The 23,795-nt window shown below is 47.2% G+C and carries 24 protein-coding genes and 1 tRNA gene; 14 read left to right on the forward strand and 11 right to left on the reverse strand.

All coding sequences use genetic code 11. The features are described from left to right. The first annotated feature begins 23 nt into the window (after positions 1 to 23). Complete coding sequence (locus B2U56_RS06900; RefSeq protein ID WP_013048559.1) at positions 24 to 794, forward strand: transporter substrate-binding domain-containing protein; 771 nt, start codon at positions 24 to 26, stop codon at positions 792 to 794. A gap of 134 nt (positions 795 to 928) precedes the next feature. Then, positions 929 to 1,126, forward strand: a complete 198-nt coding sequence (locus B2U56_RS06905) for a hypothetical protein (protein WP_013048558.1) — start codon at positions 929 to 931, stop codon at positions 1,124 to 1,126. Positions 1,127 to 1,137: 11 nt separating this feature from the next. On the opposite strand, the gene purE is transcribed toward B2U56_RS06905, so the two are convergent. From purE to purC, 10 genes are read right to left on the reverse strand one after another with little or no spacing between them, the layout of a single operon-like run. After that, positions 1,138 to 1,683, reverse strand: a complete 546-nt coding sequence (gene purE / locus B2U56_RS06910; RefSeq protein ID WP_013048557.1) for a 5-(carboxyamino)imidazole ribonucleotide mutase — start codon at positions 1,681 to 1,683, stop codon at positions 1,138 to 1,140. 11 nt (positions 1,684 to 1,694) lie between these two features. After that, a complete protein-coding gene (gene purD, locus B2U56_RS06915) occupies positions 1,695 to 2,966 on the reverse strand; it encodes a phosphoribosylamine--glycine ligase (protein ID WP_286952944.1) in 1,272 nt (423 codons plus the stop codon). Positions 2,967 to 2,978: 12 nt separating this feature from the next. Then, positions 2,979 to 4,508 (reverse strand): bifunctional phosphoribosylaminoimidazolecarboxamide formyltransferase/IMP cyclohydrolase, encoded by a 1,530-nt coding sequence (gene purH / locus B2U56_RS06920; protein WP_286952945.1) that lies wholly within the window; start codon positions 4,506 to 4,508, stop codon positions 2,979 to 2,981. Next, positions 4,495 to 5,100, reverse strand: coding sequence for a phosphoribosylglycinamide formyltransferase (gene purN, locus B2U56_RS06925; protein ID WP_013048554.1), 606 nt, complete (start codon positions 5,098 to 5,100; stop codon positions 4,495 to 4,497). The genes purH and purN overlap by 14 nt, the downstream gene beginning before the upstream one ends. 2 nt (positions 5,101 to 5,102) lie before the next feature. Further along, positions 5,103 to 6,095 carry a phosphoribosylformylglycinamidine cyclo-ligase gene (gene purM / locus B2U56_RS06930; protein ID WP_286952946.1) on the reverse strand — a complete coding sequence of 331 codons (993 nt, stop codon included), beginning with the start codon at positions 6,093 to 6,095 and terminating at the stop codon, positions 5,103 to 5,105. Further along, positions 6,079 to 7,452, reverse strand: coding sequence for an amidophosphoribosyltransferase (gene purF, locus B2U56_RS06935; protein ID WP_013048552.1), 1,374 nt, complete (start codon positions 7,450 to 7,452; stop codon positions 6,079 to 6,081). The genes purM and purF overlap by 17 nt, the downstream gene beginning before the upstream one ends. After that, complete coding sequence (purL, locus tag B2U56_RS06940; protein WP_286953115.1) at positions 7,453 to 9,606, reverse strand: phosphoribosylformylglycinamidine synthase subunit PurL; 2,154 nt, start codon at positions 9,604 to 9,606, stop codon at positions 7,453 to 7,455. Beyond that, positions 9,606 to 10,313 carry a phosphoribosylformylglycinamidine synthase subunit PurQ gene (gene purQ / locus B2U56_RS06945; RefSeq protein ID WP_286952948.1) on the reverse strand — a complete coding sequence of 236 codons (708 nt, stop codon included), beginning with the start codon at positions 10,311 to 10,313 and terminating at the stop codon, positions 9,606 to 9,608. Before purQ ends, purL begins: the two co-directional genes overlap by 1 nt. Positions 10,314 to 10,315: 2 nt before the next feature. Then, positions 10,316 to 10,567, reverse strand: a complete 252-nt coding sequence (gene purS / locus B2U56_RS06950; protein ID WP_013048549.1) for a phosphoribosylformylglycinamidine synthase subunit PurS — start codon at positions 10,565 to 10,567, stop codon at positions 10,316 to 10,318. Continuing rightward, positions 10,568 to 11,287: a phosphoribosylaminoimidazolesuccinocarboxamide synthase gene (purC, locus tag B2U56_RS06955; protein WP_013048548.1), complete on the reverse strand. Its 720-nt coding sequence runs from the start codon at positions 11,285 to 11,287 to the stop codon at positions 10,568 to 10,570. A gap of 350 nt (positions 11,288 to 11,637) precedes the next feature. On the opposite strand from purC, the gene lepA reads away from it, so the two are divergent. From lepA to B2U56_RS06970, 3 genes are read left to right on the forward strand one after another with little or no spacing between them, the layout of a single operon-like run. Further along, positions 11,638 to 13,449 (forward strand): translation elongation factor 4, encoded by a 1,812-nt coding sequence (gene lepA, locus B2U56_RS06960; RefSeq protein WP_013048547.1) that lies wholly within the window; start codon positions 11,638 to 11,640, stop codon positions 13,447 to 13,449. Then, on the forward strand, positions 13,446 to 14,558 hold the full coding sequence (hemW, locus tag B2U56_RS06965) for a radical SAM family heme chaperone HemW (RefSeq protein ID WP_286953117.1): 1,113 nt from the start codon (positions 13,446 to 13,448) through the stop codon (positions 14,556 to 14,558). The genes lepA and hemW overlap by 4 nt, the downstream gene beginning before the upstream one ends. A 41-nt stretch (positions 14,559 to 14,599) precedes the next feature. Then, positions 14,600 to 15,172, forward strand: coding sequence for a hypothetical protein (locus tag B2U56_RS06970; protein WP_286952949.1), 573 nt, complete (start codon positions 14,600 to 14,602; stop codon positions 15,170 to 15,172). Positions 15,173 to 15,197: 25 nt separating this feature from the next. Here B2U56_RS06970 and yedF read toward each other — a convergent pair whose 3' ends face one another. After that, positions 15,198 to 15,785, reverse strand: coding sequence for a sulfurtransferase-like selenium metabolism protein YedF (gene yedF / locus B2U56_RS06975; RefSeq protein ID WP_286952951.1), 588 nt, complete (start codon positions 15,783 to 15,785; stop codon positions 15,198 to 15,200). 198 nt (positions 15,786 to 15,983) lie between these two features. Here yedF and selA point away from each other — a divergent pair, with 198 nt between their 5' ends. The 9 genes from selA to trpS all read left to right on the forward strand — a co-directional run bounded on the left by selA (position 15,984) and on the right by trpS (position 23,795). Next, the gene (gene selA / locus B2U56_RS06980) at positions 15,984 to 17,417 is read left to right on the forward strand and encodes an L-seryl-tRNA(Sec) selenium transferase (RefSeq protein WP_286952952.1); all 1,434 of its coding nucleotides are present in this window, start codon (positions 15,984 to 15,986) and stop codon (positions 17,415 to 17,417) included. Next, positions 17,410 to 19,350, forward strand: a complete 1,941-nt coding sequence (selB, locus tag B2U56_RS06985) for a selenocysteine-specific translation elongation factor (RefSeq protein ID WP_286952953.1) — start codon at positions 17,410 to 17,412, stop codon at positions 19,348 to 19,350. Before selA ends, selB begins: the two co-directional genes overlap by 8 nt. A gap of 96 nt (positions 19,351 to 19,446) precedes the next feature. After that, the gene (locus B2U56_RS06990; protein ID WP_013048541.1) at positions 19,447 to 19,686 is read left to right on the forward strand and encodes a Veg family protein; all 240 of its coding nucleotides are present in this window, start codon (positions 19,447 to 19,449) and stop codon (positions 19,684 to 19,686) included. An 83-nt stretch (positions 19,687 to 19,769) separates the two neighbouring features. After that, positions 19,770 to 20,645, forward strand: a complete 876-nt coding sequence (locus B2U56_RS06995; RefSeq protein ID WP_286952954.1) for a 4-(cytidine 5'-diphospho)-2-C-methyl-D-erythritol kinase — start codon at positions 19,770 to 19,772, stop codon at positions 20,643 to 20,645. After that, on the forward strand, positions 20,642 to 21,439 hold the full coding sequence (locus tag B2U56_RS07000) for a phosphoribosyltransferase family protein (RefSeq protein ID WP_273312376.1): 798 nt from the start codon (positions 20,642 to 20,644) through the stop codon (positions 21,437 to 21,439). The genes B2U56_RS06995 and B2U56_RS07000 overlap by 4 nt, the downstream gene beginning before the upstream one ends. 73 nt (positions 21,440 to 21,512) lie before the next feature. After that, positions 21,513 to 21,695 carry a ferredoxin gene (locus B2U56_RS07005; protein ID WP_013048538.1) on the forward strand — a complete coding sequence of 61 codons (183 nt, stop codon included), beginning with the start codon at positions 21,513 to 21,515 and terminating at the stop codon, positions 21,693 to 21,695. 106 nt (positions 21,696 to 21,801) lie between these two features. Continuing rightward, positions 21,802 to 21,878 (forward strand) — tRNA-Ile (locus B2U56_RS07010). An 85-nt stretch (positions 21,879 to 21,963) separates the two neighbouring features. Then, complete coding sequence (locus B2U56_RS07015) at positions 21,964 to 22,740, forward strand: Nif3-like dinuclear metal center hexameric protein (protein WP_286677126.1); 777 nt, start codon at positions 21,964 to 21,966, stop codon at positions 22,738 to 22,740. A 59-nt stretch (positions 22,741 to 22,799) separates the two neighbouring features. Next, on the forward strand, positions 22,800 to 23,795 hold the full coding sequence (trpS, locus tag B2U56_RS07020; RefSeq protein ID WP_013048480.1) for a tryptophan--tRNA ligase: 996 nt from the start codon (positions 22,800 to 22,802) through the stop codon (positions 23,793 to 23,795).

A 23,795-nucleotide genomic window follows, 5' to 3' on the forward strand; every position in this document is an offset into this window, starting at 1 on the left:
CCCCGGGGGGAGGAGAGATGGTAATGAAAAAGAGTGTAGTGCTAGTAATGTTTTTTGCGCTTCTGTTAGGGGTTGTCGGGGGTCCGGCATTTGGAGCAGGGTCCGTTATGGAGAAGGACACGGTGATTATTGGGACTTCCGGTTCCTACCCTCCCTTTGAGTTTCATGATAAAACGGGGGCTCTGGTCGGTTTTGACATAGATCTTGCCAATGAAGTGGTTGCTCGCCTTGGCAAAAAGGCGGAGTGGGTGGACATGGCCTTTGATGGGGTTATTCCTTCACTTCTGACCGGGAAGATCGATATGATCGCGGCGTGCCTGAGCATCACTGAAGAACGAAGCAAGAAGGTCGCTTTCTCTACTCCTTATATGGTGAGCCTCAGTGCCTTTGTGCTCAATAAGGATAGCGGTGAAATGGCAACCCTTGAAGACCTTAAAGGAAAGACTGTTGCCGTTCAGCTTGGAACGACGCAGGATGTATATATTTCAGAAGTGGAAGGAGTCACGGTAAAGCAGTTTCCAAAGCTGAACGATGCTGTTCGAGAGGTGACTCTTAAACGTGCCGACGCTTCTCTCATGGACGAAACCGTAGCTGAAACATATATAAACAGCGAAGAGTTCAAGGGGCAGCTTAAAAAATCCTTTACAGTGGAGTTGAAGGGTGCCAAGCAGGCTTTGGCCGTAAGCCAAAACGACCCTGCTTTTCTGGAGGCTGTAAATAAAATTGTGGTTCAGCTTCAGGAGGAAGGGTTTATCTCTGAACTCCACAAGAAATGGAACACTAAAAAGGAGTAGGTTTCTCTACTTTATGAGCATAAGAATGAGGGTGCCAGTAAATAGCTGGCACCCTTTTATTTTGCAGACATTTTTAAAAGCTGTACAATAGAGAAAATGTTTTTCTCATTATTCCCGAAAGGATGGGTCGATAAATGGCAGAAGAAAAAAGGTTGCCCCCCCGTGGGAAAATAATTATTGCATTAACCATTTTCGTTATGGTCATTTTTCTTTTAACTGCTTTCCTCGGCAGAGAAACAGTAGGAACTCTTTTTCAGGGAAAACTACGGTACTTCTGGATTATAGTACTTCTTGCCATAGGCTATTTTGCAGCCCATGACAACAGGCGTTGAATCTTGCCAAGTTAAGACAATGGACGGAACATCAAAAATGCCTCTGCAGGCGCGTTAGGTAAATCCACAATGGTTTCGCGGCCCTGCTGGATTTTTTGCGCTTCCTCTTCCCTAAAGAGAGTTAACTGCTTTCTTATCTCTTCATTCTTTCTGGCCAATATGCGGAGGGCCAGAAGAGAGGCGTTTTTTGAGCCGTCGATGCCAGTGGAAGCCACAGGAACCCCTGGGGGCATCTGGGCAATAGAGAGAAGGGCATCAAGACCGCCAAGGGTTCCTGCAGAGACGGGAACACCTATTACCGGCAGAAGGGTATGAGCTGCTAACACGCCAGGCAGCGCCGCCGACAAACCGGCTATGGCTATAATGACCTCAAGGCCTCTATCCTCGGCGAGAGCTGCATACTGGGCCGCATCTTCGGGGGTTCTGTGGGCTGACGCAATAGTCACTTCAAAAGGAACATTGAATTGGTTCAGAATCTCCGCAGCTTTATGGGCAGCTGGAAGATCAGATTTAGACCCCAACACAATTCCTATCTGTGGTGTTTTCTCCTCACTCATAGAATACCTCCTTATCGCGCTTTGGCCGCAATATCTTTACGATAATGAGCTCCCGTAAAGTGTATCTTCCTAACACTTTTGTACGATTGTTCGAGGGCTTCCTCCAGGGTTTTTCCAAGGCCCACTACATTGAGCACCCTTCCTCCCGCAGTGACGATCTCATCCTTTTCATTCAAGGCAGTTCCGGCATGAAACACTAGAACCTTGCCAGTGGCAGCGGCTTCATCAAGGCCGGTGATAGGATAACCTTTTGTGTAGGCACCAGGATAACCTTCAGAAGTCATCACCACATCCACAGCCCACTGGGTGGAATGAATTTTCGGCAGAGACCGCAGGTTCCCATCGCATGTTGCCATTATGAGCTGGGCGAAGTCAACATTTAATGTGGGTAAAACCACTTCTGCCTCTGGATCTCCGAAACGCACATTATATTCCACGACACGGGGACTTCCGTCCGGATCAATCATCAATCCGAAATAGAGAACGCCGCAGTAGGAAATATTTTCAGATCGCAGCCCCGAAAAAGTAGGGGAAATTACAGTTTCCTCCACCCGGCGCAGCAGATCTTCATCTACCCAGGGGACAGGGCAGTAGGCCCCCATTCCGCCAGTATTGGGACCCTGATCATGGTCAAAGACCCTTTTGTGATCCTGGCTGCCCGGCAATATACGATAGTTTTTCCCATCGCTCACGCATAGGATGGTTAGTTCCAGGCCGGGCATAAAATCCTCAATAATGATTTTCTCTCCAGAGGTTCCCAGCTCTTTTTTGACAAGAAGATTGGAAATGACAGCCAGGGCTTCTTCTCTTGTCTGAAGAACGAATGCCCCTTTCCCCGCCGCAAGACCGTCTGCCTTTACAACGAAAGGCGCCTGGCGCTTATTGAGAGCCGCCTCTCCTTCTTCTATGGAGAGGCAGACATCGAAGGGGGCCGTTGGAATAGAGTGGCGTGCCATGAACTCTTTGGCAAAGATCTTGCTTCCTTCCAGAGACGCACCTTCCCTTCCAGGGCCGAAAACTTTAAAGCCGTTCTTGCGCAAAAGGTCGGAGGCGCCTACGACGAGGGGAGCCTCAGGGCCTACTATAATGTAATCCGGCTGAATTTTTTTGGCCAGGGCCAGTATCTCTTTCTCGTTTTCTACAGAGGCGCTGTGCAATGTAGCCAAATCTTTCATCCCTGGATTACCCGGGGCGGCATGCAATTCATTGACTTTTTCAGATTGAGAAAGAGCCCAGACGAGGGCGTGTTCCCGACCGCCGCTTCCAATCACAAGAAAATTCACAGGGCTCCCTCCTTAATGACGGAATGTGCGCCAGCCGCTAATGAACATGCTGAGTCCCAGCTCTTCCGCCCTTTTAAAGACTTCGTCATCTCGTACCGATCCGCCAGGTTGAATAATAGCCTTGATACCAGCTTTGGCTGCTGCTTCTACGCCATCTGGAAAGGGGAAAAAAGCATCACTGCCCATCACGGCGCCTTTTGCTTTTTCCTTAGCCTGGTTTGTGGCAAAATCTACAGCGAATACACGACTGCAGAACCCCATGCCTATTCCCACGGCTTCACCATCTTTTATTATGGCTACAGCATTACTCTTTGAAAGACAGGCAACCTTCCATGCGAGGAGCATGTCTTTCCAGAGCTCGTCCCTTCGTGGTCCAATCCATGTTCCCTTATCAGGGTTGGGAAGAGGGGGTAAAATGTCCTGCTGTACAAGGAAGCCGCTCCATGTGCTGGTAATTTGCCAGGGGAGCACTTTGCCGCCTTTCCATTTCAGAATGCGCAGAGAGGGTTTATCCTTTTTTAGGAACTCTAAGGCCTCATCTTCCCCATCTGGAACGAGAAGTACTTCTGTAAAATGCTGTGAAACAGCGAGAGCTGTTTCCATATCCAGAGGGCGGGAAAAGCCCACAACGCCACCAAAGGCGGAAAGCGGATCACACCTGAAGGCCTTTTCGTAGGCTTCTTTCAATGTTGATCCATAGGCCATTCCGCAGGGTGTCGTATGTTTAATGACAAGCGCCCCCGGCCCATCCTGAAGCAGGGCAGCTCCCCTCATGGCACAATCGAGATCAAGTATGTTGTTATATGAAAGAGGTTTCCCCCCAAGCTGCTCCCATGGCAGTTTCTTCATAGGTGGAAGATAGAGGGCCGCCTCCTGATGAGGGTTTTCTCCATAGCGGAGATCTTGTTCCTTTTTCAGGGGGATAGTGAGCTCTTCTTTCATTTCAGGCTCAACGCCGAGTTCAGAAGAAAGCCCTTCCACGATAGCGCCATCATAGGCGGCCGTATGAGCGAAGGCTTTCAAAGCAAGACTTTGACGGGTGAGAAGGGTGACGTTGCCTTCCGCATCTAGCTCTTCCAGTATTTGTTCATAGTCTAAAGGGTCGGTCAGTATAATGACATGAGGGTAATTTTTAGCCCCGGCACGGATAAGAGTAACCCCGCCAATATCAATGTTTTCAAGGAGTTCGTCTATATTAGCTCCTCTTTGGGCCACTTCCTGGAAGGGGTAAAGATTGCAGACCACCATATCTATTAAAGGTATCTTAAAAGTTTCTATGTCCCTCAGATCTCCGTCCACATGGCGGCGGGCAAGAATTCCGCCTGAAATAAAGGGATGGAGGGTCTTGACCCTGCCTCCTAAAATGTGGGGGAATCCTGTGAGATCAGAAACTTCTATGACATTTATACCTGCTTCCTGCAGCTTTTTGGCAGTACCAGAGCTGGAAACGATCTCCCAGCCTCTTTCTATAAGTTTCTTTGCAAAATCTTCTACTCCCTGTTTGTCAAAAACAGAAATAAGAGCTCTTTTAGTTGCTGTCATCTATTGCTCTCCTCCCTTGAAAAGAATATGCGCCTTGGAATAGCTTTTTAAGTGTTTGCCAATAGAGATCATATTCTACCTCATGGATCTTTTTTACAAGATAATCAAGGGTGTCTTCTTTTTCAATAGTAACGGCTTTTTGAGAAAGAATAATACCTGTATCCACTCCGCTGTCCACTAAATGGACCGTCACCCCTGTTACTCTTACGCCATAGTCCCAGGCATCCCTGGCCCCATTTGTTCCTGGGAAGGAAGGAAGAAGGGCCGGATGTATATTAACGATTTTCCGTTCCCATTTCCTCACAAACCTGGGTGAAAGGATTTTCATAAAGCCTGCGAGGACGATCCATTCAACATCACGGGAACAACAGAGATCATGCAATACCTTTTCTGCTTTGTCTCTCCCCTCTGTTCCATAGGGAAGCAGCACTGTTTCGAGCCCCTCACTCTGGGCATATTGCAAGCCTAATGCGACAGGATTATCGCTTGCTACAAAAGAAATTTCACAGGAAAGGTCATGGCTCTTAACTCTCTTGTTGATTTCAGCCATATTGGTTCCTGTTCCAGAGATGAGGATAGCGATACGGGGCATGACTAGTGAACTTCTCCGAATATCACAGGTTTTTCGCCTTCTCTGGTCAGAAAGCCAACAATGCTATCCGCTTCAGAAGGAGAAACTATGAAGCTGTATCCAATACCAAGGTTAAATACATGACGCATTTCTTTTTCTTCTACGCCTGCCTCAGAGATCACCTGGAAAACTGCAGGACGTTCCCATGCTGAAAAATCCACATGGAGCGATAGCCCCGAAGGTAAAACCCTCTGTATGTTCTCTTCCAGCCCGCCGCCGGTAATATGGGCCATCCCGTGGATCTGGTGTCTTTCTATGGTTTTTAAAGCAATTCTTGGGTAGAGGCGAGTTGGACGAAGAAGGGCCTTTGACAACGATTCCCCCAGCTGGGGAAGAAAGGTGTCTATGGGCAGGGCCCTTTCACCTTCCAGAAGTACTTTCCTCACAAGGCTATAGCCGTTGCTATGGATGCCAGAGCTTGGCAGACCGACGAGAACGTCTCCTTTTTCTATGGAACGCCCATCTATCAGCTTTGAAGCCGATACGATGCCGACAGAAAAACCTGCGAGATCAAAGCCGGTTTCAGGGTAGACTCCCGGCATTTCCGCTGTTTCTCCTCCGAGAAGGGCGCAGCCGCTTTCTATACAGGCTTCTGCCGCACTTTTAACAATTGGCGCGAGCACGTCTTGGTCTAAGCGCCCACATGCAATATAGTCCAGAAAGAAGAGAGGCTTGGCGCCGCAGGTGATGAGGTCATTAACATTCATGGCCACCAGATCCTGGCCAAGACCGCTGTAATCAGAGGCCAGTTTGGCAACTTCCAGTTTTGTTCCTACGCCGTCACAGCAGCCGGCAAGCATCAGATCATCGCTTATTTTGTAAAGGCCGCTAAATCCTCCAATTCCACCTACCACGTTAGGATCTCTTGGTAGGGTCGACATAATGCGGCCGATGGTACGAACCCACTCATTGCCGCCTTCAATGTCAACACCGGCTTCTTTATAGCTCAAGCTCATCCTGCGTTTCTCCTTCCATATATTCTCCCGTAAAACATGCGGTACAGAGTTCGTTACGGGGTAATCCGATGGCCTGGACAAGATCGTCAACAGTAATATATTCCAGGGAATCGGCTCCTATAATTTTCTCCAACTCCTTAATATTCATACGGGCAGCGGCCAATTCAACACGGCTTGGCGTATCGATCCCGTAGTAACAGGGGAAACAGACGGGAGGAGAAGAGATCCGTACATGGACTTCTTTTGCTCCCCCCGCTCGGATCATGGCTATAATGCGCTGACTTGTGGTTCCCCGTACGATAGAATCGTCGATAACTACGATCTTGCGATCTTTGATCAGATCATGTATAGGGTTCAATTTGATACGGACCCCAAGTTCTCTGACTCTCTGTGTGGGGTTAATAAAGGTTCGTCCCACATATCGGTTTCGTACGATGGCCTTTTCATAGGGGAGAGTGCTTCCTTCCGCAAATCCCATAGAAGCGATGGTTCCGCTATCCGGCATCCCTGTGACCATGTTTGCGGAAAGACATGGAGCTCTTTTAGCCAGGCAGTGCCCCAGTGCTTTGCGGACAGCGTAAACAGAACGACCTGCCAGGATGCTGTCGGGGCGGGCGAAATAAACATATTCGAAGGAGCACTGATAATGGCACTTGGTCTGAACAGGAATTCTAATGCTTTTTATCTCATCCTTGTCAATAACCACCACTTCGCCAGGCGCGACTTCTCGAAGAGCTTTCGCCCCTACAAGGTCCAGTGCGCATGTTTCAGAAGAAACATATATGATACGATCGCGCTGTCCAATGACCAGGGGGCGGAACCCCCATGGGTCTCGCGCAGCTACCAATTTCCCGTCGAGAATCATAACCAGGGAATAGGCGCCCTTGAGCCGCCTCAGAGAGTCGACAAAGGCGTCGATCATGGGTTTATGGGGCTGATGAGCCATGAGGTGCAGCAAAACTTCAGTATCAGTAAGGGAGTGGAAAATAGCCCCCCTGTTTTCAAGATATTGTTTCAGTGCTTCGGCGTTTGTAATGTTGCCGTTATGGGCGACAGCAACAGAACCTCTGGAATTGCTGGCGGTAAGAGGCTGAATGTTTCTTGGGTCAGAACCACCCGCAGTGGAATACCGTACATGCCCAATTGCACATCGAGTGTCTATTTTAGCCAAAGCTTCCTGATCAAGGGCGAGGTGGACCAGCCCATTTCCCTTTTGAGTTCTTATTGCGTTGTTGTCATCTACCCAGGCAACACCTGCTGATTCCTGCCCCCGATGCTGAAGGGCATAAAGACCGAGATACACATCTTCAAGGACAGGCCCTCCATTTTGGGTAAACGCACCGAAGACACCGCACATTTAACGCCCCTCCCAACGCTCAGTGAGAACCGGGACTGGAAGATCGAATATATTTTCGAGTGTTAGATAGTTTCCACCAATCTGACCGAGTTCCACAAAGGGAAATCCATTCCATACTAACCTGAACTGCACCACTTTGTCTGAAGGGACAGCGTAGAGGGCTCGCGGAGTGCCTTCTCCGAAGAGGAAAACATCCATGCGGGTGGGGAAGGGCATCCTCATCGCCGCTCCAAGACCGGTCATTACGGCTTCTTTTACCAGTGCCGCCGCCAGCCCGCCGCCAGCGATGGGTCGACCGCTATGGGCAAGCTGCTGTCGCGCTGTTTTAAGGGCGCGAAGGGAAAAATCCGTCTCTATTTCTGGGGTGAAGGGCAGTGGCCGCCCCATTGTCTTTCCAGTAGCCTGCAAGAGATACTGGCTGCCGTCCAGAGGAGCATTCATTGCACCAACGAGAAAAAGATGATCCCCTTCCTGCCAGGTGCCGCTTCTAAGATAATGGTCAGGTGAATCTATAACCCCTACGGTTCCCACAACAGGGGTTGGAAGAATGCGCTGAGTTGAACTTTCATTGTAAAGGCTCACATTACCGGAAACCACAGGGCACTCCAGGTTTTTACAGCAATCTGACATTCCGTGGACAACCTCTTCCAGCTCCCAGTATTGCTCAGGCTTTTCCGGTGAAGGGAAGTTCAGACAGTCTGTGAGGCCAAGGGGAGTAGCTCCTGCCACGGCCAGTGCTCTGATGGAGCGGGCAACAGTTTCGGCTCCGCCGCGGTAGGGGTCGAGGTAGCATTTCCATGGGTCGGATTCCATTGTCATGGCTATGAGACGACCGGTTTCCTTTATTCTGATAACACTGACTGGCACCCCCGGTCCCTGAACAGTATTGGCCTGGACCATCTGGTCGTATTGTTCATATATCCACCGTCTGCTTCGAAGAGATGGAGATGTTACAAGATCAAGTACGGCCTTGTTGAAATCTTCTGGCATGGGCAGATCTTCCAGATCGAATTCCCATCTTTTTTCAAGGTCTCCTGGACGTTTTGAGGGCCAGTGTATGGATGGGCAACGGTCTCCAATAAGGGAGGCTGGCATTTGAGCCACAACTTCGGAGTTCCACAGGATGGTGTACTGATCTCCGGGGATGGTTTCTCCGATATCGGTACAGTCAAGCCCCCACTTAGAAGCAACAGCAGCTACCTCGTCATAATCTTCTGGCTCGACGATAAGGAGCATTCTCTCTTGGGATTCTGATAAGGCAATTTCCCAAGGGGTCATTCCTTCTTCTCGAAGAGGAACCTTATCGAAATGGAGGATCATGCCAACGCCGCTCTTAGCAGCTATTTCGCTGGAAGAAGACGTAATGCCGGCGGCTCCCATGTCCTGCATGCTGACAATAAGTTTTTTATCTCTGAGTTCAAGACAGGCTTCGATCAGCAGCTTTTCTGTAAAAGGGTCTCCGATCTGTATGGAAGGGCGGCTTGACTTCGTGTCGTCCGAAAGCTCGGCTGATGCAAAAGCTGCGCCAGCTATTCCATCCCTTCCCGTTTTAGAACCAAGGATCAGAACTCGAAGGCCGGGTCTGGCTGTTTTAGAACTTACAAGCTGGTCAAGGCGGACAAGGCCAAGATTAAAAGCGTTGACGAGGGGATTATCGGTATAGCAGGAATCATATACAGTTTTTCCTCCTACTGTGGGAACTCCAACAGGGTTGCCGTAACCGCCCACTCCTTCCACGATTCCCTGTGAAAGTGTCTGCGTTCTCCTGTTTTCAGGATCGCCAAAGAAAAGACCGTCCATAGATGCGGCAGGTCTGGCACCAAGAGCAAGGACATCACGGATGATGCCGCCTACGCCAGTGGCTGCTCCCTGGTAAGGCGCAACGGCAGAGGGATGGTTATGGCTCTCTACTTTAAAGGCTGCTCCCCATCCATTGCCAGCGTCGACTACGCCAGCATTTTCACCGGGGCCAAGGATGACTTTTTCTCCAGTGGTGGGAAATTTGCGCAGAAGATGTTTCGTCGATTTATAGCTGCAGTGTTCTGACCACATAACTCCCATGATACGAAGTTCGTTTTCGTTGGGTTCACGGCCAAGAACGCGTTTTATCTCTTCATATTCTTCCTGTCTCAATCCAGCCAGGCGATAGTCCATCATCTGACACCTTCCTTTTTGATCCATGCTTTGATCGATTGCCACATTACAGCTCCGTCGTCTCCGCCTAAAAGCAGTTCGCTGGCTCGTTCCGGGTGAGGCATAAGACCTAAGATATTTCCTTTTTCATTGGTAATCCCTGCAATATGGTGTAAAGCTCCGTTTGGGTTGTGCTGCTCAGCTATTTCTCCATCGCGGGAAGCATATCTGAACACCACCTGATTATTTTTTTCCAGTACTTTCAAATCTTCTTCCGGAAGATAAAAAAGCCCTTCATGATGGGCGATGGGGAACTGAACTACCTGTCCTTTAGAGTAGCGAAGGGTAAAGGGTGTGTCATTGCGTTCTACCTTCAAATAACAGGGGCTGCAGATAAAACGAAGAAATTTGTTCGCAAGAAGCACTCCAGGCAGAAGACCGGCCTCTGTAAGTATCTGAAAACCGTTACAAATACCAAGAAGGAGCCCCCCCTTTTCAGAATACTCACGAATGGCATCCATAATTGGAGAGCGTGCAGCCATAGCGCCAGTGCGAAGATAGTCACCGTAGGAGTAGCCTCCTGGCAGAACAACAAGGTCCGTGTTTGCTGGCAGGTTCTTTTCTTTATGCCACACAGTTTCTACTGTGGCCTGAACTACATGGCGCAGGGCATAGACTACATCCTGGTCGCAGTTGCTTCCAGGAAAGACCACTACACATGCTTTCACGGCTATGCCTCCACTGAAATAATGGTAAATTCCTCAATAAGGGAATTTACAAGAAGATCATCACACATCTTTTCCACTTGCTGACGTGCCTCTTCTGCCGTGTCGCTATTGATCAATAGCTGGATATAGCGTCCAATGCGCACGTTTTTTACAGAAGAATACCCTAAAGATAAAAGGGAGCCGGCAACGGCTTTTCCCGGAGAATCAAGCACCTCTTCTTTTGGATAGACTAAAAGCTTTACGTTAAAGGTCATTTAATTTGCCTCCTTTTCAGAAATACGACGCCAGATCTCTCTGTATGCGCCTAGAACATCGCCAAGATCTTTCCGGAATCTGTCTTTGTCAAGTTTTTTCATTGTGGTCTTATCCCAAAAACGGCAGGTGTCTGGTGACATTTCGTCGGCCAGAAGAATAGTGCCATTTGCATCCACCCCGAACTCAAGCTTGAAATCCACCAGAATGATATTCAGAGTGTCAAAATAGGCACTCATCAGTGTATTGACTTTCAAAGATGTTTCTTTCATAAAGGAAATTTGTTCTTTTGTAGCCCAGCCAAAGAGTTCGGCATGGTCTTCAAGGATAAGGGGATCGCCGAGCTGGTCATTTTTGTAATAGAATTCTATTAGGGGACGGGGGAGACGGATGTTTTCTTCGATGCCAAGGCGTTTGCAAAGGGTTCCGGTGGTAATGTTCCGAACCACGACTTCGACGGGAAGGATTCTTACTTTTTTTACAATCTGGTGAGTATCGTCAATTTTCTGGATAAAATGGTTCGGTATGCCATTTTCGTTCATATACTCGAAAAGAGAAGCACTAATAGCGTTGTTGAGGGAACCTTTCCCTTCAATAGAATCCTTTTTCAGGGCATTGAACGCCGTGAGGTCATTTTTGTACTCTACAATAATCATATTTGGATCATCTGTTTTGTACATTTTTTTGGCTTTTCCTTCATATAAAAGCTCTTTTTTTACCATGTAAGGCACCTCCAAAAAGGGTATATGCTTACATTATTATTCTTAGCCTGAAAAATGTCAACCTTTACCTCTTCTGTTTCGAGAGATTGCGAAAGGGCGTTTATGTATGGGAAAAAAGGCTTCCCAGCCTTTTTATTGTCTCTGTCTGATGGCAAGTCAGAGGCATTATCAAGAAATATGTTTGGAATGTCTTTTCGGGTATAATGTCATTTGTTTCTGTATAATATATGTTCATCTATAATTGTAGAATGGTGGTTTGTAATAATTATAGTGTATATGGTTCGGAATTTTGTTAAAAATGAAGAGACAACTGCCTTCGAAAGAGGAGAAGCGGAGGGAATAGTTTAAATATGAGTCTTTCTAGAATACGCAACTTTTGTATTATCGCCCATATTGACCATGGGAAGTCAACGCTGGCCGACCGTCTTATTGAATATACAGGGACGGTGGAAATTAGAAAAATGAAGGCTCAGCTTCTTGATTCCCTTGATCTGGAGCGAGAACGGGGAATAACCATCAAACTTGTGCCGGTGAGAATGAGTTATAAGAGTAAGGACGGCAACGAATACATACTGAATCTGATCGACACCCCAGGACACGTGGATTTTACCTACGAAGTGTCCAGGTCTATTGCGTCCTGTGAAGGGGCTCTGCTTGTGGTTGATGCATCCCAGGGCGTGGAAGCCCAGACGGTGGCCAATGCCTATATGGCGGTAGACCAGGGGCTTGAAATAATACCGGTCATCAACAAAATTGACCTTCCATCAGCCCACCCGGAATCGGTTCAAAAAGAAATAGAGGAAGTTGTCGGTATAGACGCTGATGGCGCTATTTTAGCAAGCGCCAAGGAAGGAATAGGCATACAGGATATTCTTGAACGGATTGTAGCCCAGGTTCCGGCACCAGAAGGAGATACGGAAGCCCCCCTTCAGGCGTTGATCTTCGACTCCGTTTATAACAATTATCGTGGTGTTATCTGTTATGTCAGGGTTGTAAATGGCACCATTACGGCTGGCCAGAATGTTCGTTTCATGGTGACGGGCTCGTCTTATCAAATAGAGGAAGTGGGAGTTTTCAGACCTCTTTTCGAACCTGTGGAAACCCTTTCAGCCGGGGAAGTGGGATATGTCATAGCCAATATCAAAACAGTAGCTGAGGCCCATGTGGGAGATACCATTACTGATTATGAGAAACCAGCGGTCAAACAATTGCCAGGGTACAAGAAGGTAAAGCCAGTTGTTTTCTGTGGATTTTACCCTGTGGAGAGAGATGATTATCCTCAGCTTCGTGATGCCCTTGAAAAACTGACCCTAAACGACTCATCCATTACCTTCGAGCCAGAATCTTCCGAGGCCCTTGGATTTGGCTTCAGATGCGGCTTTCTGGGACTATTGCACATGGACGTGGCGAAAGAGCGTCTGCACAGAGAATTTGGCGTAGACCTTGTGGCTACCGCTCCTAACGTTCTATATGAAATAACTACAAAAGAGGGAGATATTATAGAGGCCCACCGACCTTCGGATTTTCCCGACATATCAGAAATTGAAGAGGTGCGCGAGCCCATTATTCGCCTTACAACCTTTTTGCCCTCAGAGTTTGTAGGGAAAGCTATGCAGCTTTGCCAGGATAAGCGTGGAAACTACGTATCCATGGATTATCTTTCCCCGGAGAGGGTTCGTTTAGTCTATGATTTGCCCTTAGCCGAATTTATACTTGATTTTCATGATAAACTAAAATCACAAACTCGGGGTTTTGCATCACTCGATTACGACTATCGCGGGTATAGTGCGGCAGACCTGGTGCGCGTAGACGTGCTTATCAGCGGAGAAGCAGCCGATGCCTTTTCATTTATTTGTCACAAAGATGCGGCATTTCATCGGGGACAGGCAGTGGTAAGAAAACTGAAAGAGCTTATTCCACGACAGCTTTTTGAGGTGCCGATCCAGGCGTCTGTAGGACGAAGAGTTATCGTTCGGCAGAATGTTAAAGCCCTTCGTAAAGATGTTTTGGCTAAATGTTATGGCGGAGATATTTCTCGAAAGAGAAAACTGCTTGAAAAACAGAAAGAAGGAAAAAAACGAATGAAGCAGTTGGGGAAGGTTTCAATTCCTCAGGAAGCGTTCCTTGCTTTTCTCAAGGTTGACGAGGAGGATGAACAATAGACCCCCTTTCTGTTTATCTTCATGTTCCTTTTTGTTCTGTAAAATGTCCCTATTGTGCTTTTTATAGCCAGAGAGGGACAGACGATGAAAAAGATGCTTATGTTCGATCTATAGAGAAGGAGTTGCGGTGGTGGGATCGCCAATATGGCGAAAAGCCCCTTATCCACACTTTATATGTAGGGGGGGGCACACCCACGTGCCTTTCGGTATTGCAGTGGCAGAGACTTATAGAATCCCTTGTGACCCACCTTGAACTTTGTTTGGATACAGAAATTTCAATCGAGGCCAATCCTGAATCCCTCTCAGTGGAGCATATGGCTTTGTGGAAGGATTGGGGTGTAACAAGGGTTAGTCTAGGGATACAAAGTCTATGGGACGATGAACTTCTATGGCTAAAAAGGCATCATACCGCAGCACGGGCCCTATGGGCTGTTGATCAGCTTTTAAAATATGGTTTTAATGTAAGCGGCGACCTCATGTTCGGACTTGCAGGCCAGTCTCTTAAAAAATGGCACCACTCCCTTTCTGGTCTGGTCCATTCAGGAGTATCGCACCTTTCGATCTACCAGCTTTCTATAGAAGAGGGCTCTGTCTGGGGGAAAATGCCTCCTTCCGGTCTGCAGAATGGATATGGTCATTATCGATGGTCTCAGTGGTATCTGGAAGAAAAAGGCTTTTCTCAATATGAGATTGCGAGCTTTGCCAAACCTGGCTGTGAGTGTCGTCACAATCAAGCGTACTGGTTCCAAAAGAACGTATTGCCCCTCGGCCCTTCGGCGTGGGGCTATAATGATGGGGTCCGTTTCTGGAATGTAAGAACCCTAGCTGAGTACGTGGACAGGATATCTCAAGATAAATCAGCAGTAGAGGGGAAAGAGCGCCTCGACTTAGAAAAAAGGGGTAGAGAATTTGCTGTACTAGCTTTGCGAACTTCTCAGGGTATTGATATCTCTCTTTTTACACAGCGGTTCGGGGATAAACTCTTTAATAGCATCCTCAGTGATCTGCAAAATGTGCCAGAAGATTGCCTTCTCATGAACGGGACGTCTCTGGCTCTTTCCAGAAAGGGTATGAGAGTGGCCAACGCTATATGGTCGCTCATTATCTAGCTCCAAAAATACAATAAGTTTAGGAAGGAAGGAAGAGGACAGTGTATTGGTTGCTGAAATTTTCTAACGCTAACGAAGACTTATTTCAACATCTCTTATTTGAGATCCCCCGGTTTTATGCAGAAAAAACCAGACCGCCCAAAGGCTATGAGTTGGAAGTGGAGAAAGATCTCAGGAACTATCTCGATTACGTATCCGAGGTGTCATCATCCTATGTGTATTGCATAAAAAACATGTTGAGAGTTTATGCGGCAGATGATCAAAGTGGACTCCTCGTTCTATTGGTGGGGAATGAAGCGGAAAAACTAGGAGTATGGCTGGAGAACGACGAGCTTGTCCATAAATCATCCACAGTGTTGGGCCCATTGGCAGAAGTTCCCGAAATGGATTGGGCGGTTATGGGCATAACCTTTCCCGGTTGGCTGGTTATTTTTGATGAAACAGCCCCTCATGCGAGCAGAGACGAGACTGGTGAAGATTTCGAGATCGTTTACGTTCCGGAGGTCGAGAAGTACAAAGATTTATTTGAAGCTCTCACTCCAGAAAAAAATACGGAAGAGGCCGCGTCCCTTCTTTTAAACATGGTGTTTAGCTCTCTTCCGTTACGGCTCTAAAGCAATGCTGGATGATCAGGCAACTCTAAAAGGATATTACTTTTGCGGCTTTAAGCAGAGTGTCAGTGATTTCAAACATGTTTGAAATAGTGCCTACGCCAACGTTATCCGTTATTCCAAAATGATTGGTACATGTGCCGCACACGAGCACTGTCGTTCCCTTTGCTGCTATTTCTTGAAGGTGCTCGCATGTGGGTGTTCCTTTGTTGGCAAGCTTAACGCCTTCGTTCATAAGGGCTATGGATGCAGGTGGAACTTCAAGCTGGGCAAGAGTTCCTAAAAAGCCTTTGATGAGAACTTCTCCAAGCTCTGCGTCTTTTCCGCCCAGAATGATTCGGGTGATCAAAATCGCTGTTTTGTCGTCCTGGGCTTGTACTGGGGTAGGAACAGGAGAAAGGTTCCCCTGTGCCTTGGCTTCTATAATTATGTGGCCTTCTTCATCCCGGAGGGACATGGAAAATCCCTGTTTTGAAAGAAAACGCTGTACATTCGATGCGGCTACAGGGTTGTCAAGATAAATAACAAGGTCCCTTTCTCCTTTTTCTACGGCCTCCTTAGTCATCATGACCGGCTGGGGGCATGCTTTTCCTCGGGCATCAATTTTCTTTGTCATTGTTGATTCCTCCATTCTTGTTATATGGGCTGCGGCAAGGGAAGCTTTATGAATTTATGTTTGCCTCCTTGCGCGGTTAATCTTCATTATCGGTTAGAATAGTGCCTATATAGAGAGCGATACAGTTTTTAGGAATAATAATTATAATGTATCCCATTCTCTTGTTTTTTTCTAGTTTATAGATGAAGGGCATAGACGATGCCATTAGGAAGGCAGGGAGCTGCGGTGGAATCAGATAAGAACAAAATTTTAAAAAATCTTCCCGCAATGGACGAGTTGCTGAGTGAGCCATGGGTTCTTTTTTATGAGGAGCAGCTGGGGCGAGAAATGGTTAAAAATGTGTTTTCTTCTATTTTGGCGGAAACGCGAAAAGCCGTTCTCCATGACGAAGCAGTAGAAACATCCATAGACGGAATTAATCAAAGAGCAATTGCTGTTTTGAAAGGGCGAGTTGCTCTCAGTTTACAGCCTATAGTGAACGCCACTGGGGTGGTTGTGCACACTAATCTGGGACGCTCCTGCCTGCCTATTGAGGCCGTGGAAGCAGTTTGTCAGGTTGCGGCGCGCTATAACACCCTTGAGTTTGACCTAAAAGAAGGCAAAAGAGGGCAGCGTAACGCCCATGTAGAATGGCTCCTTTGTCAGTTTACAGGCGCAGAAGCTGCTGTTGTTGTGAATAATAATGCGGGAGCTGTCCTTTTATGCCTGGCGGCTCTGGCAAGGGAAAAAGAAGTTATTGTTTCACGGGGAGAACTGGTGGAGATAGGTGGTTCCTTCAGAATCCCGGATATTATGGCCTTTTCAGGGGCTAGGTTAGTAGAAGTTGGCGCTACAAACCGTACCCATCTGAAAGACTATGGGCAGGCATTTACAGATGAAACATCCATGGTGCTGAAGGTGCACCCTTCAAACTTCAGAATCGAGGGGTTCACTTCCTCTGTGCCTCGGGAAGAACTGAGCCATTTGGCCCGGGAAAAAAACGTAATCTTTATGGAGGATTTGGGAAGCGGGGTTCTTATAGACCTTTCTCCGTGGGGACTTTGCGGAGAACCCACTGTAAAGGATTGTATTATGGCGGGAGTGGATCTCGTCACCTTTTCAGGAGACAAGATGCTGGGAGGTCCCCAAATAGGAGCGGTTGTGGGCAAAAAAAGCCTCATTGACAGACTTCGCACCTATCCTCTTTTGCGTGCGTTGCGTGTAGACAAGATGACGCTGGCCGCCTTTGAAAAAGTTCTTCGAATGTATTTGCAGGGGCGATGGAATGAAATTCCCACATTGAGCATGCTTACATTAAAGGTGGAAGATCTCAGGAAAAAAGCCCAGGCTCTACGCCGTAAGATCAAAAAAACCTTTCCCCATCTGGAGCCAGCCGTGGTCGAAGTAAACGATGCTGTTGGCGGGGGGGCCTTCCCGGTAACCAGGCTTAAAGGATATGGGGTGGCATTGAAAATTCAACACATTGGAAGTGCCGGCACTCTTCAGACCCTGTTGCGTCAGGCAGAGATGCCTATAGTTGCGGGAGCCAGTGAAGACTCACTGATCTTTCATGTGAGGACTCTGATGGACAAAGATGTTGAGCGGATTCTTCAGGGGCTGGCGTGGCTGCTGGAGGTGAAGAAAGGTGAATGAGAAGGAAATATCTCTCGTTCTAGGAACAGCCGGCCATATCGATCACGGAAAGACTACTCTGGTAAAGGCGCTGACGGGGGTAAGTTGTGATAGGCTGAATGAAGAGAAAAAGAGAGGCATAACCATAGAATTGGGCTTTGCCCCTCTTAAGCTTCATGATGGCCGCGTTGTGAGCATAGTAGATGTGCCAGGACATGAGAAGTTTATTCGTCAAATGGTGGCCGGCGCGTCAGGCATTGATGCCGTTATGCTTGTTGTGGCTGCAGATGAGGGAGTTATGCCCCAGACACGAGAGCATTTGGCCATTCTCAATCTTCTTGGAGTGCATGACGGTGTCATTGTCATTTCTAAGGCTGATCTGGTTGATGAAGAGCTTTTGGAGCTTGCTATTGCCGACGTTACTGATTTTGTGCAAGGTACTTTTCTTGAGGGGAAGGTGGTAGTCCCCGTTTCATCAGTGACAAATAAAAATATTCCCCTTCTTATGGAGGAATTAGCTAAATTAATAGATAGGGTTCAGCCTCGTACAAGGCGGGGGCCTTTTTTTATGCCCATTGACAGGGCCTTTCCCATTTCAGGCTTTGGAACGGTCGTTACCGGTACGGCCTATAAGGGGCAAGTAGGGCCCGGGATGGAAGTTTCAATTCTTCCCGCAGATCAGGATGTACGGGTTCGAAGTGTACAGGTGCACAGCCATACTGTGGATGTTGCCTGTGCTGGCCAGCGTGTAGCCATGAGTCTGTCGGGCGTTTCTTTAGATGAGCTGACTCGTGGAGATGTAGTTTGTGCCCGTGATGTTTACAGAGAGACCAGATGTTTTGATGTTGAACTTTCTCTTCTCACCTCCTTTTCGGAACCCTTAAAGCATTGGCAGCGGGTACGCCTTCATGTTGGGACGGCTGATGTGATTGCCCGGGTTTCACTTTTTGATAAAACGTCTCTTTTACCTGGGGAATCAGCTGTTGCTCAATTGGTTATGGAAGAAGGCGTTGTGGCCACCATAGATCAGCGATTTGTCATTCGTTTCTACAGTCCGCTGGTAACCATCGGCGGCGGAAGAATCCTCTTTGCTTACGGTAAAAAACCCAAGGGGAAAGGGGCTAAAGGTGCTTATAAACAGTGTCTTGAAGAGTTGCGTGACGCAAAGGGGCCAAAAGAAAGAATGGAAATTCTGGTGCGTTTCCATGGAAGCATTTCCAGAGAAGATATCCTTGTGGATTTGCAGGAACTTCCCGCTGATGTGGACGAAATGGCTCGTCAGCTGCAAAAGGATAACAAGATAGTTCTGCTGGCCTCGGGGGTGGATTGCTATATGTCTCAGGATACCTTCGCCCACTACCAGCATGATATTGCTGCCTTCTTGAAAGCATTTCACGAAGAACGCCCTCACCAGGCTGGCGCAATGATCGACGATATACTTACCGGCCCCCTTAAAAGTATAGAGAGAAAAACGGCTCGTTTGTTGATCGACTTCATGGCGCAGAAAAATATTTTTGTTATTGATAGCAACATGATGCGCTTGCCTGATTTTGTTCCTCAGGACGACAGCGCTTTCTTTAAAAAGCTTGACGAGTTCAAGATTTTTTGCGGGAACCTTGAATTTCAGCTGCCCCTTATAGATGAGCTGCAGCATGGTCTTTCCATGGGAGAAAAGGAATTCTCTCTTTTCTTGAAGGATTTACGGGAACGGGGGGAGGCCTTCGTTATTGGCGGAAAGTTTGTTTTGGCGAAAGATGTAGAGGAGAAGTTTATTACAATTGTTAAAGAGATCAAAGATGACATCACTATCGCTGCAGTTCGTGATATAACTGGAAGCAGCAGAAAATTCGTTCTTCCCCTTCTCGAGTATTTGGATGCCAGGGGGTATACTCGTCGAGTGGGGGAGAAACGAGTCTTGCTTCTTCATAAACTGGAACAAAAAAGTCAAAAATAAGGTAACAAAATTGCAAGACTCCAGCCATATTGTTTGTGTTTTTTGCATTTTTGTGTTATAATTCGTGAAACTTATTTATAATAGAGGTGACCCTGGATGGCTGGAAATCTTGCCTCAATTCGTGAGCAAGTAGCATTGTACAAGGGAATGCGCGTGAAGTACCGGACATCCAAAGGACGTCGCAAAATTGAAGAGAAACAGGGAGTTGTTCTTGAGGTTTATCCGAATCTATTTACCCTCTATGTGGAGTCTCAAGACAGTAAGGTTTCGTTCAGTTATGCGGAACTACTAACAAAAGAAGTAGAATTAGAGCCTATGTCCGGTAACAATACATAATAAACCTTGTAATGCAACAAAACCCTGGCGTTCAACACGCCGGGGTATTTTTTTGCCTGCTGTGGGATATGGAGGTCGATAATATGCGATACACCCTTTCTTCTGATGGGAAATTAAACCTCACCTTGAGAATTACAGAAAAAAGGGGAGATGGCTATCATAACCTGGTCTCCCTGTTTTTACGTTTACCGGCGATGGAGTCATTGACAATTTCTACATATAAAGATAATAATGTCAGGGAAATTGCCACAACTGGCCATATCGTCATAGATGGGAAAAATATTGTAGAAAAGACAATAGAGTGTCTTGAAAGTAAAGGATGGAGTCTTCCTGGTTTACATGTTGCCCTCGCTAAGCAGATCCCGCCTGGAACAGGGTTGGGGGCTGGGAGCGGCAATGCGGCTTCTTTCTTGCGATGGGCTCGGCTTTTCGAAGGAAGCGAAGTGACTTCCGATATTCTTGAAAAGATCAGTTCAGATGTTTCCTTCCTTTACAGCAGATATTTCCTTTCCCTTGTTGTGGGGAAAGGAGAAAAATCAGCTTGCAGAGGGCCGTTGCCGCCCATGCAGATAGTTGTCGCCATCCCTGGATGGGGGGTGTCTACGTCCCTTGCCTACGCAGGTGTAGATGCCTTTTACGGAGTGGATAAGGGGGGCAGTTTCCCCTGTAATGAGTGGACTGGCCTGGCAGAGGTGGAAAAAATCTACCAAAGTCTTCTGAGGGGAGAAAATGTAGGGTTTCTACCCAATGATTTTTATCCTTGGCTGGCGGAACAACATCCTGAATATGAAGCTTTTTTTAATGAATGTGAGAGTTCCAATGCATTGGGCTATGGGTTGTCTGGCAGCGGAAGCAGTGTTTTCGCCTTGTTCCCGGCAAATGGTAAACCGGTTAAGCTCTCACAATTTGAAAAGATGGAATGGATCCAACAAATCTTATTTTGGAGTGATGATCGTTGAAAGGACAGAGAACGGAACGTCTCATCAGGACTGTATGCCGTTTTTTGACAACGCCGTCTCGGCAAATTTCACTCACAGCTCTTTCGAACGATTTTGGCGTTTCAAAAACTGTTATAAGTGATGACGTGGTACTGATTGATTCGGCGCTGACCCAGGAAGGTCTTGGGGGCATACAGGTAGACAGAGGCCGTACAGGCGGAGCTTCTTTTATCCCCTCTATGTCTGAAAATGTAAAAGGCCAGCTTTTTTTGGAGATCAAAGACCTGCTTTCCCAAGAGGATCGAATTTTACCCGGCGGGCTTATTTATTACAGCGATATTCTGTTTAATCCCTATTATGCGTCACGTCTTGGGCTTATTATGGCGACGTATTTCCAGGCAACGAAACCTGATATCGTTATGACAACTGAAGTTAAGGGAATTCCTCTGGGGCTCTTTACTGCCCATGCTCTCGGCGTTCCCCTTGCAGTTTGCCGGTTCCGCAACCGTCCCAGTGATGGTTCTGCCGTAGCCGTTCATTTCCCGACAAAAACAGGGGAAGTGAGAGCAATGTATATGGGAACAAAGCAACTGGAACGTGGCAGCAGAGTCTTGATAGTTGACGATTTTATGAGGGGCGGAAGCACAGCGGCGGGGATGCTGCTTGTTGCCAAAGAATTTGGCGCAGAAGTATGCGGCATAGGAGTTTTCCTTGCTTCTGCGGAACCAGAGATAAAGGCTGTGTCTGACTATACAGCTTTATTCAGCCTGAAAAGTATGGGTAAGTCTACTCCGGAAGTGGCTTTTTGGAAATAAGTTTGAGGACAAAGTTTGACTCATGCATCGACCTGATATAAAATCCTGCTTCAGGAGGAGGTGACCGGTCTTCATGCGTGTAAGTCTCGATCAAAATGAGTGCATCGGTTGCGGTGTGTGCGCTCAGATTTGCCCCGAGGTGTTTTCTTTAGATGAAGATGCCGGGGTTGCAAAGGTAATGAAGCCGGAAGGTGCAGAATGTGCTAAGGATGCAGCAGATAGCTGTCCAGTAGCCTGCATAACAGTAGAGGAATAGATTCTCTTTGGCTGGAATCCCCCTTTTAATTGCTAAAGGGTAATTTTGACGAAGCAGGGGTTGCAATTAGAGGGGGAAGGGGCGTATAATGGTCAGCGTTCTTTTAGGGCCTATAGCTCAAGTGGCTAGAGCCACCGGCTCATAACCGGAAGGTTCCTGGTTCGAGTCCAGGTAGGCCCACCATTGAAGGTTAATGCCGTTTCCCTGTAGGAAGCGGCATTTTTTATATAGTTTGATTGCCGTAAAGTAGGAACTTGGAGGTGAAAAGATGCTAGTAATTGATATTATAAATCATATCAATACCTTTGCTCCCCTGAGTCTTGCAGAACCATGGGATAATGTTGGTCTTATGGTAGGAAGCTCGCAGTGGAGGGCTTCAAAAATAGGAGTGGCCCTGGATCCAGACGTACATGTTTTAGAAGAGGCTAGAGGTGAAAAATGTGATTGTCTCGTGGTGCATCACCCTCTTATTTTCTCGCCGCTGAAAACTATCGATCTTGAAAGCCCTGTCTCTCTGGTTATTCAGAAGGCCCTTGAGTATGGTATAGCTGTCATCAGCGTGCACACTAACTGGGACAAGGCGCGTGAAGGCGTTAATGTACAGCTTGCAAGACCTTTGCTGAAAGAGGGCTTTCTCCCTTTGCTTCCAATGGAAAACTCTGAGGGGCTTGGGGCATGGGGATCTTTGCTAAAACCTTGTTCCCTGCAAAATTTGATGGTTAAGCTTCGCAATGACTGGAATCTGTCATGGGTGACCGGATATGGGGAACCAGATAGAATTGTGAAGACTGCTGCCCTCTGCGGCGGATCCGGTGGTGATCTCTGGACTGCCGCCCTTGATAAGGGCGCTGATGTCTATATTACCGCTGACATGAAGTATCATCAGATCTTGGATGCATGCTCTTTGGGCATGGCCCTTTGTGTTGTGGATCACGGCGAAATGGAGCGATATTCGTTGGCCGCCCTTTGCAGGCTGATGGCCCTCTCTAATCTTCCTGTAGTACAACTTAAAGATAAAGGCCCTAACAGACTTCAAATCGAGTAAAATAACAGTAGTCAAAGATTATTTTTTAATTTTATTTCAAATAAATGAGGTGGAGAAACATGGCAAAAAGAGTTTTCAGCGGCATGCGACCTACAGGAAAACTTCATTTGGGCCATTTGGCCGGGGCTCTAACAAATTGGGTGCGCCTTCAGAACGAATACGAATGTCTTTACTGTATTGTTGACTGGCATGCTTTGATGTCTGATTACGCAGATAGCAGCAGGATTCGAAAAAACTGCAAGGAGGTTCTTTTAGATTGGCTTGCGGCTGGTCTTGACCCTGAAAAGAGTACAATTTTTGTGCAGTCTCATGTTCCCCAGCATGCTGAGCTCCATTTGGCTTTATCCATGATAACCCCTCTTGGCTGGCTTCAGCGGAATCCAACCTACAAAGAGCAGATATTAAACATACAGAATAAAGACTTAGGTACCTATGCTTTTTTGGGTTATCCAGTTCTTATGGCATCAGATATTCTTCTTTACAAGGCAGAGATGGTTCCGGTAGGGGAGGATCAGAGCGCCCATCTTGAGATCAGTAGAGAGCTGGCCCGTCGTTTCAATAATTTTTATGGAGAAATACTCCCTGAGCCGCAAATGCTTTTGACACCGACTCCCAAGGTACCAGGTACAGACGGTCGAAAAATGAGCAAATCTTATGGAAACAGCATAGATATAGCTGACTCTCCAGAAGAAATGTGGAATAAGATTCGGACCATGATTACAGATCCCGCTAGAGAGCGCAGAACAGATCCTGGGGATCCGGAAAAATGCCCAGTCTGGGATCTGCACAAAGTTTTTAATGATGACAAGGAACAGCATAAAGAAATTATAAAAGGATGTACTACAGCGGGAATAGGGTGCGTTCAGTGTAAAAAAATGCTTATGGAGCATGTAAAGCGGGTGATGGAACCTATCCATGAGCGACGCCGATATTACGAATCCCATTCTGAGAACTTGAGGAATATCATACTGGCTGGCGCAGAAAGAGCACAGATTTTAGCTCAGCAAACCATCGACGAGATAGTAAATTCTATTGGTTTTGTCCCCAGGGGATAG

Origin of the sequence: Aminobacterium sp. UBA4987, assembly GCF_002396985.1 — a bacterium.
Lineage (GTDB): Bacteria > Synergistota > Synergistia > Synergistales > Aminobacteriaceae > Aminobacterium > Aminobacterium colombiense.

Excerpts from the sequence above, each read along its gene's own strand:
- B2U56_RS06900 (WP_013048559.1), top strand. The coding sequence starts at position 24 with ATGAAAAAGAGTGTAGTGCTAGTAATGTTTTTTGCGCTTCTGTTAGGG.
- B2U56_RS06905 (WP_013048558.1), top strand. The coding sequence starts at position 929 with ATGGCAGAAGAAAAAAGGTTGCCCCCCCGTGGGAAAATAATTATTGCA.
- purE (WP_013048557.1), bottom strand. The coding sequence starts at position 1,683 with ATGAGTGAGGAGAAAACACCACAGATAGGAATTGTGTTGGGGTCTAAA.
- purH (WP_286952945.1), bottom strand. The coding sequence starts at position 4,508 with ATGACAGCAACTAAAAGAGCTCTTATTTCTGTTTTTGACAAACAGGGA.
- purN (WP_013048554.1), bottom strand. The coding sequence starts at position 5,100 with ATGCCCCGTATCGCTATCCTCATCTCTGGAACAGGAACCAATATGGCT.
- purM (WP_286952946.1), bottom strand. The coding sequence starts at position 6,095 with ATGAGCTTGAGCTATAAAGAAGCCGGTGTTGACATTGAAGGCGGCAAT.
- purF (WP_013048552.1), bottom strand. The coding sequence starts at position 7,452 with ATGTGCGGTGTCTTCGGTGCGTTTACCCAAAATGGAGGGCCTGTCCTT.
- purL (WP_286953115.1), bottom strand. The coding sequence starts at position 9,606 with ATGGACTATCGCCTGGCTGGATTGAGACAGGAAGAATATGAAGAGATA.
- purS (WP_013048549.1), bottom strand. The coding sequence starts at position 10,567 with ATGACCTTTAACGTAAAGCTTTTAGTCTATCCAAAAGAAGAGGTGCTT.
- purC (WP_013048548.1), bottom strand. The coding sequence starts at position 11,287 with ATGGTAAAAAAAGAGCTTTTATATGAAGGAAAAGCCAAAAAAATGTAC.
- lepA (WP_013048547.1), top strand. The coding sequence starts at position 11,638 with ATGAGTCTTTCTAGAATACGCAACTTTTGTATTATCGCCCATATTGAC.
- yedF (WP_286952951.1), bottom strand. The coding sequence starts at position 15,785 with ATGACAAAGAAAATTGATGCCCGAGGAAAAGCATGCCCCCAGCCGGTC.
- selA (WP_286952952.1), top strand. The coding sequence starts at position 15,984 with ATGCCATTAGGAAGGCAGGGAGCTGCGGTGGAATCAGATAAGAACAAA.
- B2U56_RS06990 (WP_013048541.1), top strand. The coding sequence starts at position 19,447 with ATGGCTGGAAATCTTGCCTCAATTCGTGAGCAAGTAGCATTGTACAAG.
- B2U56_RS06995 (WP_286952954.1), top strand. The coding sequence starts at position 19,770 with ATGCGATACACCCTTTCTTCTGATGGGAAATTAAACCTCACCTTGAGA.
- B2U56_RS07005 (WP_013048538.1), top strand. The coding sequence starts at position 21,513 with ATGCGTGTAAGTCTCGATCAAAATGAGTGCATCGGTTGCGGTGTGTGC.
- B2U56_RS07015 (WP_286677126.1), top strand. The coding sequence starts at position 21,964 with ATGCTAGTAATTGATATTATAAATCATATCAATACCTTTGCTCCCCTG.
- trpS (WP_013048480.1), top strand. The coding sequence starts at position 22,800 with ATGGCAAAAAGAGTTTTCAGCGGCATGCGACCTACAGGAAAACTTCAT.